This window comes from Flavobacterium sp. 5, from assembly GCF_002813295.1.
In the GTDB taxonomy this organism is placed as follows: Bacteria; Bacteroidota; Bacteroidia; order Flavobacteriales; family Flavobacteriaceae; genus Flavobacterium.
The window spans coordinates 1,419,194-1,436,307 of record NZ_PHUE01000001.1 but is presented as its reverse complement, the minus strand read 5'-3'; the positions used below and the strand labels follow the sequence as shown (position 1 = coordinate 1,436,307).

Annotated in this window: 16 protein-coding genes; 12 read left to right on the top strand and 4 right to left on the bottom strand. The window is 32.9% G+C overall.

Annotated features, from left to right (window positions below; all coding sequences use genetic code 11):
* Positions 1-63: 63 nt before the first annotated feature.
* The 8 genes from clpP to CLU82_RS05940 all read left to right on the top strand — a co-directional run bounded on the left by clpP (position 64) and on the right by CLU82_RS05940 (position 5,284).
* Entirely contained in the window at positions 64-738 is a 675-nt protein-coding gene (gene clpP / locus CLU82_RS05975) for an ATP-dependent Clp endopeptidase proteolytic subunit ClpP (RefSeq protein ID WP_100842226.1), read from the top strand.
* An 85-nt stretch (positions 739-823) separates the two neighbouring features.
* A complete protein-coding gene (clpX, locus tag CLU82_RS05970; protein ID WP_100842225.1) occupies positions 824-2,056 on the top strand; it encodes an ATP-dependent Clp protease ATP-binding subunit ClpX in 1,233 nt (410 codons plus the stop codon).
* Between the two features lie 89 nt (positions 2,057-2,145).
* Positions 2,146-2,817, top strand: a complete 672-nt coding sequence (locus CLU82_RS05965) for a copper homeostasis protein CutC (RefSeq protein ID WP_100842224.1) — start codon at positions 2,146-2,148, stop codon at positions 2,815-2,817.
* A 151-nt stretch (positions 2,818-2,968) separates the two neighbouring features.
* A complete protein-coding gene (locus CLU82_RS05960) occupies positions 2,969-3,379 on the top strand; it encodes an SRPBCC family protein (RefSeq protein WP_100842223.1) in 411 nt (136 codons plus the stop codon).
* 10 nt (positions 3,380-3,389) lie between these two features.
* A complete protein-coding gene (locus CLU82_RS05955; RefSeq protein ID WP_100842222.1) occupies positions 3,390-3,803 on the top strand; it encodes a VOC family protein in 414 nt (137 codons plus the stop codon).
* Positions 3,804-3,805: 2 nt separating this feature from the next.
* Positions 3,806-4,246 (top strand): SRPBCC domain-containing protein, encoded by a 441-nt coding sequence (locus CLU82_RS05950; RefSeq protein ID WP_100842221.1) that lies wholly within the window; start codon positions 3,806-3,808, stop codon positions 4,244-4,246.
* 24 nt (positions 4,247-4,270) lie between these two features.
* Positions 4,271-4,705 carry a VOC family protein gene (locus CLU82_RS05945; RefSeq protein WP_100842220.1) on the top strand — a complete coding sequence of 145 codons (435 nt, stop codon included), beginning with the start codon at positions 4,271-4,273 and terminating at the stop codon, positions 4,703-4,705.
* Between the two features lie 42 nt (positions 4,706-4,747).
* Positions 4,748-5,284 (top strand): SRPBCC family protein, encoded by a 537-nt coding sequence (locus CLU82_RS05940; protein WP_100842219.1) that lies wholly within the window; start codon positions 4,748-4,750, stop codon positions 5,282-5,284.
* Positions 5,285-5,351: 67 nt separating this feature from the next.
* Here CLU82_RS05940 and CLU82_RS05935 read toward each other — a convergent pair whose 3' ends face one another.
* Positions 5,352-7,568 (bottom strand): TonB-dependent receptor domain-containing protein, encoded by a 2,217-nt coding sequence (locus tag CLU82_RS05935; protein ID WP_100842218.1) that lies wholly within the window; start codon positions 7,566-7,568, stop codon positions 5,352-5,354.
* A 90-nt stretch (positions 7,569-7,658) separates the two neighbouring features.
* Between CLU82_RS05935 and CLU82_RS21080 the strand changes: the two genes are divergently transcribed.
* Positions 7,659-7,787: a hypothetical protein gene (locus CLU82_RS21080; protein ID WP_255409699.1), complete on the top strand. Its 129-nt coding sequence runs from the start codon at positions 7,659-7,661 to the stop codon at positions 7,785-7,787.
* Here the strand turns inward: CLU82_RS21080 and CLU82_RS05930 are convergent.
* Positions 7,777-9,303: a GH3 auxin-responsive promoter family protein gene (locus CLU82_RS05930; RefSeq protein WP_100842217.1), complete on the bottom strand. Its 1,527-nt coding sequence runs from the start codon at positions 9,301-9,303 to the stop codon at positions 7,777-7,779. The two genes, CLU82_RS21080 and CLU82_RS05930, sit on opposite strands and share 11 nt — an antisense overlap.
* A gap of 101 nt (positions 9,304-9,404) precedes the next feature.
* On the opposite strand from CLU82_RS05930, the gene CLU82_RS05925 reads away from it, so the two are divergent.
* Complete coding sequence (locus CLU82_RS05925; RefSeq protein WP_100842216.1) at positions 9,405-10,199, top strand: DUF2797 domain-containing protein; 795 nt, start codon at positions 9,405-9,407, stop codon at positions 10,197-10,199.
* A gap of 596 nt (positions 10,200-10,795) precedes the next feature.
* Positions 10,796-11,260 (top strand): VOC family protein, encoded by a 465-nt coding sequence (locus CLU82_RS05915; protein ID WP_100842214.1) that lies wholly within the window; start codon positions 10,796-10,798, stop codon positions 11,258-11,260.
* 63 nt (positions 11,261-11,323) lie between these two features.
* Here CLU82_RS05915 and CLU82_RS05910 read toward each other — a convergent pair whose 3' ends face one another.
* Positions 11,324-13,960, bottom strand: coding sequence for an AsmA-like C-terminal region-containing protein (locus CLU82_RS05910; RefSeq protein WP_100842213.1), 2,637 nt, complete (start codon positions 13,958-13,960; stop codon positions 11,324-11,326).
* Between the two features lie 131 nt (positions 13,961-14,091).
* Entirely contained in the window at positions 14,092-15,849 is a 1,758-nt protein-coding gene (sppA, locus tag CLU82_RS05905; protein ID WP_100842212.1) for a signal peptide peptidase SppA, read from the bottom strand.
* Positions 15,850-15,975: 126 nt separating this feature from the next.
* Between sppA and folK the strand changes: the two genes are divergently transcribed.
* Positions 15,976-17,112, top strand: a complete 1,137-nt coding sequence (gene folK, locus CLU82_RS05900) for a 2-amino-4-hydroxy-6-hydroxymethyldihydropteridine diphosphokinase (RefSeq protein ID WP_100842211.1) — start codon at positions 15,976-15,978, stop codon at positions 17,110-17,112.
* Positions 17,113-17,114: the final 2 nt, after the last annotated feature.

Below are 17,114 nucleotides of genomic sequence, written 5' to 3'. Positions count from 1 at the left end.
TTGCTTTACCATTAAAACGAAAAAGATTAGAAATATACCTTATAAACCTATAAACTTTTTAAAATGGACTACGGAAAAGAATTCAAAAAATTTGCAATTAAAGGTCAAGGAGTAAACGCTATGTACTATGATAAAATAGTATCGGCTATGAATCCAAAAGGAATGACTCCTTATATAATTGAAGAACGTCAGTTGAATATTTCTCAATTGGATGTTTTTTCAAGATTAATGATGGACAGAATTATTTTCTTAGGAACAGGAATCGATGATCAAATTGCAAATATTGTTCAAGCACAATTGTTATTCCTAGAAAGTGCAGATGCTTCAAAAGATATTCAGATTTATTTGAATTCACCTGGAGGAAGTGTTTATGCAGGTTTAGGAATCTACGATACAATGCAATACATCAAGCCAGATGTTGCAACAATTTGTACAGGAATGGCAGCTTCTATGGGAGCAGTTCTTTTGTGTGCTGGAGCAGCAGGAAAACGTTCGGCTTTACCACATTCAAGAGTTATGATTCACCAACCATCAGGAGGAGCGCAAGGTGTTGCAACTGATATGGAAATCAACTTACGTGAAATGTTGAAATTGAAAGATGAATTATACCAAATCATCTCTCAACATTCAGGTCAGACTTTTGACAAAGTGCACAAAGACAGCGAACGTGATTATTGGATGATCGCAGACGAAGCCAAAGAATACGGAATGATTGATGAGGTATTGAGAAGAGGATAAAAATATAGTCAAAAGTCAAAAGTCGAAAGTCAAAGCATTGCTAAGGACTTTCGACTTTGAGACTTTCGACTTTAGACTATAAAGAATGGCAAAACAAGTATTACAATGTTCTTTCTGTGGAAGAAAGAAACCAGAAACCAATTTATTGATTGCTGGAATCGATGCTCACATTTGTGATAAATGCATCGAGCAAGCGCATGGAATTGTTCTGGAAGAATTAAAAACAAATAAAGGGTCTAAACTAATTGGTGATTTAATTTTAAAGAAACCAAAAGAAATTAGAGCATTTCTTGACCAATATGTTATTGGACAAGAGCAAACTAAAAAAGTAATGTCTGTGGCTGTTTACAATCACTACAAACGTTTGATGCAACAGCAATTGGACGATGAAGTAGAGATTGAAAAAAGTAACATCATCATGGTTGGTCAAACGGGTACTGGAAAAACTTTGGTGGCCAAAACTATTGCCAAAATGCTGGATGTGCCTTTGGCTATTGTTGATGCAACTGTACTTACTGAAGCTGGTTATGTTGGAGAAGATGTAGAAAGTATTTTGACACGTCTTTTGCAAGCTGCCGATTATGATGTTACCAAAGCGGAAAGAGGAATTGTTTTTATTGATGAAATTGATAAAATTGCTCGTAAGAGCGACAATCCTTCTATCACTCGTGATGTTTCAGGTGAAGGTGTACAACAGGCTTTATTGAAATTATTGGAAGGAACGGTTGTTAATGTACCACCAAAAGGAGGGCGTAAACATCCAGACCAAAAATTTGTTGAGGTGAATACTCAGAACATTTTGTTTATTGCTGGTGGAGCTTTTGATGGTGTAGAGCGTATTATTTCAAAACGTTTGAATCGTCAGGCAGTAGGATATTCTACTTCTAAAAATGTAGATAATATTGACAAGGACAATTTGTTGCAATATATTATTCCAAAAGACATTAAAGACTTTGGATTGATTCCAGAGATCATTGGCCGTTTACCTGTTTTGACTCACATGGATCCTTTGGACAGAGAGACTTTGCGTGCGATTTTAACTCAGCCTAAAAATGCTTTAATTAAACAATATCAAAAGTTGTTTTTGATGGATGAAGTAGATTTTACCATTACTGATGAAGCCTTAGATTTTATTGTTGAAAAAGCTTTGGAATATAAATTAGGAGCTCGTGGATTGCGCTCATTATGTGAAGCGATCTTAACAGATGCGATGTATGAATTACCAAGTTCTGATGATAAAAAATTAGAAATTGATATGGAATACGCTAAAGAAACATTAAATAAAAATTTATTAAAACGTTTGGAGATTGCTTCTTAAGTTTTAATGATAAAATAAATAAATCAAAACCTGCTTTGTCAATAGAGCAGGTTTTTTTGTATTTTGTTGTTTTGAAATAATTGATGCTAATGAAAAATAAGAATCTTGAAATTGCCTGTTTTAATCTGGAATCAGCCATTATTGCTCAACAATATGGTGCAGACCGAGTTGAATTATGTGATAATATGTTTGAGGGAGGAACTTCTCCAAAGGTTGAAATCGCTAGAAAAGTTCGTGATGAACTGAATATAAAAATGAATGTTATGATTCGTCCAAGAGGAGGAAACTTCGTTTATAATGATGCCGAGTTTGAACATATGAAATTGGAGATTCAGCAATTCAAAAAAATTAATGTGGATGGATTTGTATTTGGAATCTTGAATGAGGATAATAGTTTTGACTTCAAAAGGAACAAAGAGTTAGTAAAACTTGCCAGTCCAATTCCCTGTACTTTTCATCGTGCATTCGATATAGTATCAAATGTTTATAAATCTCTTGAATTAGTAATAGATTGTGGTTTTAAAACAGTGTTAACTTCTGGACAAGGGGAAAATGTGATGGATGGAATAGAAGTTTTAACCACTTTGGTAGAAAAAGCGAAAGGAAGAATTGTTGTTATGCCAGGTGGTGGATTGCGCTCGTCTAATATTGTAATGTTAGATCAAGAAATAAATGCTACTTTTTATCATTCTTCAGCGATTATAGATTCGAGTGAAATCGCAAATGGAAATGAAGTTGAAAGAATAAAAAACGCCTTGTAATACTTAAGAAATATTTGAATATTGCTACTTAAGTTTTAACAAAAAATAAATAATATCAAAACCTGCTCAGTCTACCGAACAGGTTTTTTTGTTGTTAAAAAATAATTTTATTTTATATTATTTGTTAAATTTATAGGAAAATAATTTGCTTATGATAACCGTTAAATGCACAATAGACGCTCCAATTGAACAAGTTTGGAAATTATGGACTATACCGGAACATATTACAAAATGGAATAATGCCTCTGATGATTGGCATACCCCTTATGCAGAAAATGATTTGCAAGTAGGAGGAAAGTTTAAGTCAACTATGGCTTCAAAAGATGGAACAATGAGTTTTGATTTTGAGGGTGAATATACCCAAGTAGAAAATCATTCATTAATAGAATATAAAATAGTTGACGGTCGGAAAGTTGATGTTTATTTTGTTGGTCTGGAGAATGGAGTGGAAATAATTGAAAGTTTTGAGCCAGAAACTGTAAACCCTGAAGAAATGCAACGAGAAGGCTGGCAAGCTATCTTGAATAATTTTAAAAAATACGCGGAAGATTTATGTACTTAAAATAGTAACAATGGTAAAACAAATTTGGCTTAATCTGCCTGTAAAAGATGTAGCAAAAGCAAAAACCTTTTTTATTGAAATTGGTTTTGCTTTTAATGAAGGACATGAAACTCCTACTTCGGCATGTTTGCTCGTTGGAGAGAATAATTTTCCAGTGATGCTTTTTGAAGAAAAGGAACTAGAAGGGTTTATACAGAACAAATTAACGAATACTAAAGAAAGTTCAGAAATGATGATTTCAGTAGACGCTCAAAGCAGGCAAGAGGTAGATGCTTTTGCGGATAAAGTGCGAGTAGCTGGTGGAGTAGTTTTTTCAGAACCTGCAGAAATTCAAGGCTGGATGTATGGTTGCGGTTTTACTGATTTGGATGGACATCGTTGGAATGTTTTGTATATGGATTTAAGTAAATTACCTAAAAAGTAATTATGACAACTTTAGAATTTAAAATTAATATAGATGCCCCCAAAGAAAAGGTTTGGCAAACTTTATGGGAAGACGAAAGTTATAGACAGTGGGCTAATGTTTTTTGCGAAGGGACTTATGCAGTTAGCAATTGGCAGGAAGGAGATGTGATACATTTTTTATCACCTGGAGGAATGGGGATGAATAGTATTATTCTTAAACGCATCGAAAATGAATATATGGCATTTAAACATATATCAGAGATTAAAGATTATAAAGTATTACCCATTAATGAAGCGGGTGAAGGATGGTCAAATTTAATGGAGACTTATCGCCTAACAGCAACTCAAGATGGAACATTACTGGAAGGGACAATGGATATGTTTGAAAAATATATTGATTATTTTGAAGAAATTTTCCCTAAAGCATTCGAAAAAATAAAAGAACTATCAGAAAAAGAATAAACCAATTTAAAACTTAAAAAAATTATGGCAGCAGTTAATCCGTATTTAATTTTCAATGGAAATTGCGAGGAAGCATTTCTATTTTACAAATCAGTTTTTGGAGGAGAATTTCCGTACATCGGAAAATTTAGTGATATGCCTGTGGACGAAAACAGCCCAAAATTATCAGAGGCAGATGCAAACAAAGTAATGCATGTGAGTTTGCCAATTGGTAATACTATTTTGATGGGAAGTGATAGTAATGATGCTAGTGGAGCAGTTACTTTTGGATCCAATGTTTCTATTTCTATCAATGCCGAAAGTACGGAGGAAGCGGATAAAATTTTTAATGGACTTTCAGCGGGAGGTAATCCTTTCATGCCTATGACTAAAACATTTTGGGGTGCCTATTTTGGAATGTTTGTAGACAAATTTGGAATTCATTGGATGGTTAATTTTGATGAGACTCCAGCAAAATAAAAACGAGATCATTCGTTTGTTCTAACAAATAATTATGAAGATATGAAAGTACTTAAATTTATAGGGATTGGAATAGTTGGACTTATTGTTTTTTTATTAATTGCAGCAATGATTATTCCAAAGGATTATACAGTATCGGTTTCTACCACGATCAATAAGTCACAATTAGTAGTTTTTGATTATGTGAAAATGATTAAAAATCAGGAGAAGTATAGTGTTTGGGTAATGAAAGATCCAAATGTAAAAATTGATTATACAGGAGTTGATGGAACGGTAGGTTCTAAATCATCCTGGGTAAGTTTAGACGATAATGTAGGTGTGGGATCGCAGCAAATTACAAAGATGAATGATGATAGAATTGATTTTGATATTCATTTCGAGAAACCGATGAAAGGAGATGATTCTAGTGCTATGATTGTTGAATCACTTTCTGATAATCAAACCAAGCTTACTAATGAATTTTATGGACATGCTGATTATCCTATGAATTTAATGTCTTTTGTTTTTAAAGGTTTTATTGAAAAAGACCAAGCTCAAAATTTAGCTAATGTGAAAAAGATTTTGGAAAGTCAACCTTAATTTTTTCAAACTTGACATGAAATAAAAAAACCGTTCAAACATATCATTGAACGGTTTTTTTATATAGTTACTTCATCATTCCTCCACCAGTTTTTACTTTTTCAGTTTCTATGCTGGTATTCTCATTTTGCATTTTCAGGTTTCCAAAATTGTAGGTTAATGAAATGCGAAATGTTCTGGAATCTTGTTTTTGTCTAAAAGAAGTATTTAAATTATCTCCAGCGATTAATGCATTTGTCTCATTTTTATTGAAAACATCAAAGCAATGCAAGCCAATTTTCAAGTTTTTATTCATGAAATCTCGGTTAAATGAAATGTCAAACTGCTGAATAGATTTGGTGATTTTATAGATTTGCCAATTTCCAGGAGGGAGGATAAAATACATCATTGAGTTTTTAATTTTCCACGGAAGCATGATTTGTGATTGTAATGCATAATTAAAAATAGCTTTGTTTTTATATGGAAAATCATAGCCTTTAATATCAGATTTGATATAATTAAGGTTTACAAAAATGTAATTCATCTCATCGATGTTGCTCATACGTTTCTTAAATTCTTCTTTCCCTTTAAAGAAATAATCCAACGGAATAGGGAAATTAGCATAAGCACTAAAGGTGTTTAGATGATCAAACTGTTGATAGGTTTGATTACTTACAGGTTTTGTTGCATCAGCATCGGCACTAAAAACAAAGAGATTGTTGTCTTTTGATGCTGTATAGTTCATTCCTAATTGTACAAACTGCATTGCAGTTATTTTAAATTCATAATTGTTCAAATAGGTCGGATCTAGAAATAGATTTCCTTGCGAAGTATTGTATTGGTCAAAAGCGTTGCCGTTGTTTGGATCTAAATTATTGTAATTAGGCTGATTGATTTTTTTAGAATACGAAGCCGAAATATTTACATTATCATTCACTTCATAAATGGCACTAAGATTTGGAAACAAATTGGTGTTCTTGAATTTTATTGGCTCTGGCAAGGTATTGGTGGTTCGTTCTACGTGGTAATCTTCAAAACGCAATCCAGCGGTCAAGCTTAATTTTTTGATTTTTTTTCGCGCTTCGGCATAGAAAGCCAAATTGTTTTCCGAATAATCAAAATCAATAGTATTTGTTGCAGTATTTGTGTAATAATTTCCAATATCGTTTACTTGTAGCACATTGAATTTTCCTCCTGTATTGATTGAGAAATCTAATTTTTGAAACGGAATAGCAAAGTCATATTTCAAGTAATAATTTTTTAAATCAAAATTAAGATTGTTATTAGCAAATGAGTTTACATCAGAAATATTATCGATTGCATTAGATTCGGTAATCGGTTTTTTATCAAATAAATTACTGAAAGCAGTAATGTCTAATGTTCTTCCTAAAGTGTCTAATTTAGTTTTGAATTGTAAACTAATTTCGTGATTGTTATTTTTAGTTTTAGTAGTACCTTGATTATAGTAATCTATTCCTTCGCCTTCTGTTGTTGCATCAAAAACATTTCTGTCATTAGCATAGTTTCCATTATAATTGAATAACAAATTTGATTTTTCAGTCAGTTTATAATTGGTACCTATTCTAAAATACAAGTTTCTATTGGTGTTTACAGTGAAGTTTTCCTGCTTTAAATATTGCATCGGATCAAATGCAGTAAACTCTTGCACGTTGCTAGTTTTTTGTTCACTATCAATGTAATTATAACCCAACATAGTTTGCCAGCTTAAGTTTTTTTCTTTTCCGTTTAAAAGAATTTGGGGACTTGGTTTTTGGTATTTATTGAAGTTGTAATTGATGTTAAAACTTGCGTTAACGCCTTTCATTCTTTTAGAACTAGTTACAATATTAATTACCGAGCCACTGGAATTAGCATCAAATGAAGCACCTGGATTATAGATTAATTCTACTTTTTCGATAGCGTTGGCTGGTAAAGTATTCAGGTAGTTTTGTAAATCATTACCAGATAATGTGCTTGGCGCACCATCAATATAGATGGTAACTGCTTTTCCGTTTAATGAGATACCTCCGGTTGGAGAAGTAATCACACCAGGTAATTTTTTTACCGCTTCAAGACTACTGCCACTGTTAAGCATACCATTGTCTTTTACACTAATTGTAGTTTTATCGGAGTCTACTTTAATGTATTTTTTTTGAGAGGTAACCGTTACTTCGTTAAGTGCATTGACTTTTTCTTTGATTGTATCCTTTTCGATTTTTGGTGGACTCTCTAGATTCGATGTGACTTCTTGAGCAAATATAGATGTTGTACTAAAAAGTAATAAGGCTAATACTGTTGATTTCATGGATTAAATGATTTTGATTGATGACTTGCATACAAGACTTTCAAAATCAAAAAATGTTACAACAGAAATTAAAAAAATTAAGAAAAGTTTTTGAAATTAAATGTAGTTATTGTTTGTACACAACGCTTTCCACCACTTCCACCACAAACACGATTAGAAGAACAGGAAGCAATAATCAGAATCATGAGTATAGAGAACACCTTTTTCATTAGTGGTTAATCAAATTTTGCATCTTCTTCAATTGCTCAAGATAATCTCTTTTGTTAGATAACCTTGGAATTTTGTGTTGACCTCCCAGTTTATCACATTCCTTGAGCCAATCATAAAATAATCGCTCTCTCGCTACATTAATTTTCAACGGATTAAGAGTCATGTTGTTATAGCGTTTAGCCTCGTAATCAGAGTTTAAAGATTGTAAAGTTTCATCCAAAATCCTTTGAAAAGCAATAATATCACTTGGCTCTTTCTTAAATTCAATCATCCATTCATGACCACCCTTTTCTTTATCTTTCATAAAAATGGGAGCAACCGTATAATCGACAACTTCCGTTTCTGTCATCTTGCAAGCCTTAGCAATAGCCTGATCAGTGTTTTCTACCATCAATTCTTCTCCAAAAACATTGATATGATGTTTGGTACGCCCAGTCACGCGAACACGATAAGGGTTTAAGGAAGTAAAACGAACCGTATCACCTATCAAATAGCGCCACAAACCACCATTGGTCGTAATCACCATTGCATAGTTCTTAAACAATTCAACATCTGCTAGTCGAATTGCTTTTTGTTCTGGAGTTCCAAAAGTATCCATAGGAATAAATTCATAGAAAATTCCGTAGTCCAGCATTAACAACAAATCACTAGAGTTATTCAAGTCCTGAATGGCAAAAAAACCTTCAGAAGCATTGTAAATTTCGTAGTATTTGAATTGGTTTTGCGGAAGTATTTTTTGGTATTGTTCTCTATAAGGATCAAAACTCACACCACCATGAAAGTACACTTCCAAGTTAGGCCAAACTTCCATTAGGTTTGTTTTTCCAGTCTCTTCAAGGACTTTATTCATTAGTACCAGCATCCAAGAAGGAACACCTGCAAAACTCGTTACATTTTCATTTATAGTTTCTTTGATGATAGCACTCATTTTGGTCTCCCATTCGCTCATCAACGAAATTTTACTGCTAGGAGTACTGCTAAATTCTGCCCAAATAGGCATGTTTTCAATCAAAATAGCCGACAAATCACCAAAAAAAGTATTGTTGTTTTCATAAATCTGAGAACTACCACCTAGACGCAAGCTTTTGCCCACAAACATTTCAGATTCTTCATTATTATTCAAATACAAACACAACAAATCCTTACTTCCTTTGTAATGACAATCTTCGAGAGCTTCACTACTTACTGGTATAAATTTACTTTTAGCATTGGTAGTACCACTAGATTTTGCAAACCATTTTACGGGAGTGTTCCAAAGTACATTTTGTTCCCCCTGGCGAGTACGTTCTATATAAGGCTCCAAATCTTCATAACTCGAAATTGGAATTCTATCAGCAAAAGTTTTGTATGATTTTATCGAAGCATAATCAAATTGCTTCCCAAAAACAGTATCCTCAGATGACCGAATCAAATTCATCAACAATTCCTCCTGAACCTCATTAGGATACTTCAAGAAAAGTTCGATCTGATGAATTCTTTGTTTCAAGAACCAAGAAGCGATAGAATTTATAATGGCTAAAGGCATTTTTAAAGTAAGGTTATGAGTTATGGAATAGTAATGCTAACTTTACCAAAAATAACAAAATTTGTTTAACTAGATACGTTAAATCCGAAACTTTACTATAAATGACATACCAAGGAGTACTTTCTAAAATGCAAACCGAATTCGGAAATCCAATCCAATATTATTTGGTTTTCGAAAACAGTTTTTTAAACATGAATCAACTTTTAAACAAAGATGTAGAAATTAATTTTGAAGGATATCAATGTTTGAATTGCGGTAAAAAGAAAAAAATATTCCGTCAAGGATTCTGTTACGATTGTTTCTATTCAAGTCCTGCGGTGGGCGATTGGATCATGAAACCCGAATTAAGTACCGCACACCTTGGCATTGCCGACCGTGATTTAGACTACGAACAAAAAGTACAATTGCAACCTCACATCGTCTATTTGGCCTTATCCAGTGAGGTCAAAGTAGGAGTGACCCGCAAAACCCAAATGCCAACCCGATGGATAGACCAAGGAGCAACTCAAGCAATATCCATTGTCGAAGTACCCAATCGATATCTAGCAGGAATCACCGAGGTAGCCCTAAAAAATCATTATGCAGATAAAACCAATTGGCGCAAAATGCTTCAAAACGATGTGGTACCTATCGATTTAATTGCCGAAAAATTAAAAGTAGAAAGCCTCATTCCAACCGAAGTTCATAAATACTACCATTTAGATAAAAATGACCTATACGAAATGCATTTCCCAGTTCTAAATTATCCCAAAAAAATAGCCAGTTTAAGTCTAGACAAAACACCTCATTTTCAAGGAAAGCTAACGGGAATCAAAGGACAATACCTCATTTTTGAAGACGGTACCGTTTTCAATGTCCGAAGCTTCGAAGGATATGTAGTTTCAATTAACATATAAAAAAAAAACATTAGAGTTTGGGCGTGTCACCCACAAAGAAAATGGGCTATCTACTTTACGAGTATAGCCCTTTTTCTTTGTGGCTGTCGGGCTATTTATTACAAGTCCTCAACAAGTTCCGCTATCGCTACACTTGTCTGCGGGCTTTCCATTACTATCCCTCACGCAAAACGAGGACACAAGAATATTTTGAGAATAAATCGATATAGTAAAGCAAGTAATACAGTCAAATAAATCTTCCTTGGTTCCCGAACGAATTCTTTCCTGAGTGTAACCCGCTAAACGGCTATCCTTCCATAACGATAATATAGAGTTACATTACTAGCAATAATAAGTCTTAACCTCTTTAAAAGAATTCTCCCTCCCGCGATTAGAAATATTGCTTCCACAAAAGGAAATGAGGCTTCCGCATTTAGAATTCTTTCTTCCGCAAAAAGAAATAAACCTCCAGCATTTATAATAGCAACTACTTCCAAGAAATAATTAGAAAAAGAAATAAAGAAACACAAACAATAATTTACATAACTTAGTATTCCCCTGTCGAAAACTCACACTCATAAGTCAAAAAACGAATAAACAAATAAAAGACAAAAAGTATGGAAGACTCAAAAAATAAAACAGAGAATACAGTTTCGCCAAAAGATGTAATTCCAAAAGTCACAGGAATTGGCGGAATCTTCTTCTTCTCAGACAACCCATCCGAAACCAGAGAATGGTACGCCAAAAACTTAGGATTTGATGTCAATGAATGGGGGTCTACCTTTGAATCCAGAAACACAAACAACCCCGACGAAATAAATTACCTCCAGTGGAGCCCCTTTAAAAACGGAAGCGAATATTTCAAACCATCCAAAAAGGAATTCATGATCAATTACAGAGTCCAAAACATCGAAGCTCTTGTAAATAACCTAAAAGCAAACGGAGTAACCATCCTCGATGAAATTGAAGCCGTCGAATACGGTAAATTTGTCCACATCATGGACTCCGAAGGAAACAAAATAGAGCTATGGGAACCCATTGACTTAGTATTCACAGAAACGGAAGAGAAAGACAACAAGTAAATAATTTAAACTGTTAAATAAAAAAAGCCGTCTCCAATTGTAATGTGAGACGGCTTTCATATTTTAATTATTTGATGCAGGAGCAGGTTCTGCTGGTTTCTTCTTCTTAAATAAACCATTCAATAAATCACCGGCTTTCTTTTTAATATCTTCTTTTTGAGTAGCAGTTTTAGTAGTATCAGTCTCCGTTTTTTTACTGCCGCTTAGTAATTTGTCTAATTCTGCAGATCCTTTTTTAACTAATTTATCCGACTGTTGTTTGGCCAATTGCATAGTCAGGTTAGTCATCACTGTTTTCATATCTGTAGAAACCTTAGGATTACTAAAGTTACCAGTCATTAATGCGGTAACTGGAATATTGTCAAATTTAGCAGCATCAGCAGGAGACATTTTAGCGATAAAAGCATTAGCTTCTTTACCTAAATATTTGGCAGGAACATTAAACTTAATGTTGTAATCCATACTTTGGTCAAAACCATGCGTTCCACCAATTGTTGCTTTGATATCTTGATATTTGATATCAAATGGTTTTACATTCACTTTACCATCTTTAAAAGTCAAAGCAGCTTTTATATCATTAAGATTAACTTTACTTAAATCAATAAATTTCAAATTAGAAGTCAACGCTTTTAATAAAGTAGAATTGTTAGAATTGATAGTAGTAGAAAGCAATTGCCCAATCAAATCTCCCGAAAGTGAATTTAGATCAGGAGTCATTTCAGTAGCATTCAGATTTCCATTCAGTTTAATAGTAGTATTTATTTTTCCATTTACAACACCAGCCAATGGAGCTATTTTTTTCAACATTTCCAATTGAGTGAAACTTTGTTGAATATCCACTTGGTTTAAATTAAGATTCATGTCAAAAACTGGAGTCTTTCCTTTTGTAGAAACCGATCCATTCGCACCAATTGTCCCTCCAAAAATCGATGTTTTTACATCTACCAATGAAGCCTTCTCATCTTTGATAATCATTTTACCCGAAACAGCTTTTAATGTAAGGTTGTCATACAAAACAGTATTGGCTTTTGCAGTAAGTGTGCAATTTAAGAAAGCAGGAATTTTTAATGGTTCTGCTTTAGTAGTTTTTGCAGGCGCTTTAGTTTCGGTTGTTCCCGTAGTAGTTGGAGCTGTACTTGTTGTCATAAAATCACTAACAACAAGTTGATTAGAAGACATGTTGAAATTTCCTTTCAGCTCTTGTTTTCTAAACATAAAACCATAAAAATTATCCAAAACACCCGTAACACTGATGTCACTTTTTCCAGTTTTGGCATTAAATTGTTTTAGATTTACCTGACTAGGGTTAAATTGTACCAAAGCATTGCTTATGTTCATGTTTTTACCGTTACCATCATCATAATTAAATCCAGTTAAACCAATAGTTCCTGCATTATTTATGTTTTGGTACTGACTTTTTTCTACCGAAGCCATATCGAATTTGGTAGTAACATTAGCTTTCAAGATTCCAGTAAGTGGCTTTTCCAGTTTTACAGGATATGCTTTAGACAAATTAGCTAAATTAATAGTTCCTTTCAAAGCTGCATCGACCAATGCATTAGTACTGATGTTTCTTATATTGGCTTTAGCATCAAAAACATCTTGATCGATTCTAAAAGAAAGTTTATCTAGATTCACATAAGTGTCATTCATGACACCCGTTTCATTTACGATTTTTGTATCAATAACAATACTTTGAACCGATTTTGGGAAGTTCGGATATTGAAAAGAACCGTTATTGGAAGCAATTGCAATGCTAAATTTTGGAATAGTAGTATCGGTAAGCATTCCTTTAGCAAAACCTTTAACTGTAAAATCTCCAGTAGTTTTTACACCTTCTAAACTTGAAGAATAAGCAGAAGGAATCAATCCTAAAAAGTTCTTGAATGAGGATGTTGGTGTTTTGAATTTCAAATCATATACTTGTCCAGTTTCAACCATTTGTATAAAACCATCAAATTCCAATGGCAATTGATTGATTAATGCTTTATTTTCTTTAAAAGTGTATTTGCTTTTGTCTAAATCAATTCCTAAAACGGCATCCAATGATAAGGAAACATTCTTCATATAATTGATTTTGCCCATATCAAATGATACTTTGGCAGTAGATTTAGTATCTAAGTCTAATTTTGAACCGCTGAAATCACCAGTGCCTTCATGGTTTAAACTATCAATAACCATTCGCATTTGAGAGGTTTCATCGAAGTATTGAAACTTGAAGTTTTCAATTTGATACTTCTGAATTTTTAATGATAATGGTTTGCTTTTGGTATCATCCTCTTTAGGTTTATTGTCTTTTAAGGCAATGTCAAAATTCCCAATTCCATCTTTATTAAAGATAATATTGATGAAACCATTTTTTGAAGTTATTCCTTCAATCTGCATTGCTTCATCTTTTCCTTTAAACAATTCTTTGATTGACATTTTTAAATTCAATTCTCCTAAAGAAACCAGTGTGTCTCCTTCAAAAGGAGCTTTATTAATAATTAATAACTGGTCAAGAGTTACTGTAGCTTTTGGAAAGTTTTTGAATAGACTTAAATCAGCATCCGCAAAAGAAACTTTGGCATCTACTTTTTCGTTGATGGCCTCAGTGATTTTTGCTTTTATTTGGTCTTTAAAGAAATACGGAATTGCGAATAAGGAAGCTGCAAGTACAATCAATACAATTCCAACGATTTTTAAAATTTTCTTTAGCATATAGGTTTAATAATTTGGGTTATTATTTACAAAAATAAGCGTTTATTAATTAGGTGTTCTATTAAATTTATAAAAAGAAACCCTTTCAGTTCAAAACGGAAAGGGTTTGGGATTTATTATCTTTTAAAAAATTACTGTATCGAAATTTCAAAAGGCATTCTTGCTTGGATTCCTTTCTGGAGTTGTACTTTCTTAATTTGTTGTAGAAGGAAGTAGTTTTGTTCTCCGATTTCCTCTTTGATTAACGCTTCTTTTGATTTTGCAAAAGGAAGTTTTGCAAATACATCTGCAAAATCTTTTTCGTATTCAGGGAAGTTTTGAGTTGAGTAGTCTTTTATTTTAGCTAATGAAGCCGCTTCTTTTATAGCATCATTTAGATTTCCAATTTTATCAACCAAACCAATTCTCTTAGCTTCTGTACCTGTCCAAACGCGACCTTGTGCAATTGAATCTACTTGTGCAAAAGTCATTTTTCTGCCTTCGGCAACATGTGTTACAAATGTTTTATATACGCGTTCGATTCCTTCTAGAGTTACATTTTTGAATTTTTCATTTAAAGGTACAAACGGACTGTAGTTGGCATTTTCATTTGTGGTTACTTGTTCTGTATTGATTCCAATTTTGCTTGACAACTGGCTAAAGTTTGGTAAAACTCCAAAAACTCCGATAGATCCCGTAATGGTATTTTTTTCGGCAAAAATGGTATTAGCATTACATGAAATATAATATCCTCCAGAAGCTGCATAATTCCCCATGGAAACCACAACAGGTTTTACTTTTTTAGTTAATTCAATTTCTCTCCAAATTAAATCAGATGTCAAAGCACTTCCTCCTGGACTATCTACACGAAGAACAATGGCTTTGATGTCTTTGTTTTTTCTAGCTTCTTGGAATGAACGACGCATAGATCCTTCACCAATTACATCGACATCACCCTCGCCACTTTGAATTTCTCCTTGAGCATAGATTACAGCAATTTGATTATCTGTTTCTGAAAGTATTGAAGTTGTTGCTATTTTTTGAGCATAATCGGATATTGATACTTTATTATAATCCTCATCAGTGGTTACATTCAAAGCTTTTTTGATAGCGTTATGATAAACATCTTCATAAGCAACAACGTCGATAAGTTTATTTGCTTTTGCCATTTCGGGAGTGCGTGCTAATAAGCCTGTTGCAATTTCGTTTAAGCGAGTAACAGGTATATGGCGGCTTGTCGAAATATCAGTAAGTACAGAACTCCAAACTGAATTTAACAAAGCAGTCGTTTGCTCTCTATTGGCATCACTCATTTTGTTTTCAAGGAAAGGTTCAACGGCACTTTTGTATTTTCCGTGACGTATAACTTCCATTTTTATTCCTGATTTTTCTTGAAGATCTTTAAAGAACATAACCTCAGTCGATAATCCTTTAAAGTCAAGGTCTCCAGCTGGATTTAAGTAAATTGTATTAGCAACAGAGTTTAAATAATAATCTTTTTGTGAATAATCATTAGCATAGGCCATAACAAACTTTCCTGATTTTTTGAAATCATTCAAAGCTTCTCTAAGTTCTTTGCTTTGAGCTAATCCTAAAGAGGAATTTTGGTTTAAAATTGATATTCCTTCAATGTCACTATCTGTTTTTGCAGCAGTAATGGCATTAATAATATCTGTAAGGCCAACACTTTTTTTCTCTGAAAAGATGTCAATCCACGGATCTTTATATTTTCCGGCATAATCATTTGATATGTTTTCCAAGTTCAATTCGATAACTGAATTGCTTTTGACTTCAATACCTTCAGACTCGCCTCCAAAAAGCGCACTGATTAGTACTATTCCAAAGAAAAACAACATAAAAAAAACAAAAATACCAATGATGGTAGCTATTACGTTTCCTAAAAATCTCATAAATTCTATTTTATAGATAAGTATTTAAAAGTGTTGATTTGTTACAGTTATGAATAAAAATAAATTGCAACACTGTCAGCAAATATACTGTTATTCTAAAATTCTTTTACTTAATTTGTGGTTAATATGGAATTACAGCATCAAGTCATTTTATCTCTAGGAAGTAATCAAGGCAATCGGTTGACAAACATCGAATTGTGCTTGGAGTTGATTCATCAGGAAATTGGAACTATTATTAAAGTTTCTAATTTATATGAAACGCCTTCTTGGGGATTTGAAAGTGAAGCATTCTATAATTGTGCTTTGGTTTTGCATACTACCAAAACTTCTGAGCAAATTTTGGAAGAAGTTTTAATAGTTGAAAAAAAACTTGGGCGTATTCGCAATGAAAATGCAGGATATCAATCCAGAATTATTGATATTGATTTGATCGCTTTTGATTCTGAAATTATTGATGTTGAACATCTTCAAGTTCCACATCCGTTGATGCAAAACAGGAAATTTGTTTTGTTGCCTTTTCAGGATTTAAATTTAGATTGGGTACATCCTATTTTGAAAAAAACAATTCCAGAGTTAATTCAGATAACAACCGATGATAGTTCTTGTGAAGTAGTTCAAGAATTAATTAATCCTTTAAATTCTATTCGATTAAATCAGTATAATTATATTGCTATTGAAGGAAATATTGGTGCAGGTAAATCAACATTGGCTCTAAAATTGGCTCAGGATTTTAATGCTAAAACTGTTTTAGAACGTTTTGCAGATAACCCTTTTTTGCCTAAATTCTATGAAGATCAAAGTCGGTATGCTTTTTCATTAGAGATGTCTTTCTTAGCGGATAGGTATCAGCAATTGTCAGATGATTTATCGCAATTTGATTTGTTTAAAGATTTTATTATTGCTGATTATCATATTTTTAAATCGTTATTATTTTCTAAAATTACTTTAGAAGTTGATGAATTTCGTTTATATCGTACCCTTTTTGATATAATTTATAAAGAAATGCCAAAGCCTGATTTGTATATTTATCTTTATCAAAATACAGATCGTTTATTGCAAAATATAAAAAATCGTGGCAGGAGTTACGAGCAAGATATTACCGCAGAATATTTAGAAAAAATAAATAAAGGATACTTGGAATATATCAAAAACCAAACCGATTTAAATGTTTTGGTTATTGATGTTTCCGATCGTGATTTTGTAAGCAATCAAGAGGATTATCTTTTTGTTTTAAATAAAATTCAACTAAAAAATACTGTCTAGTA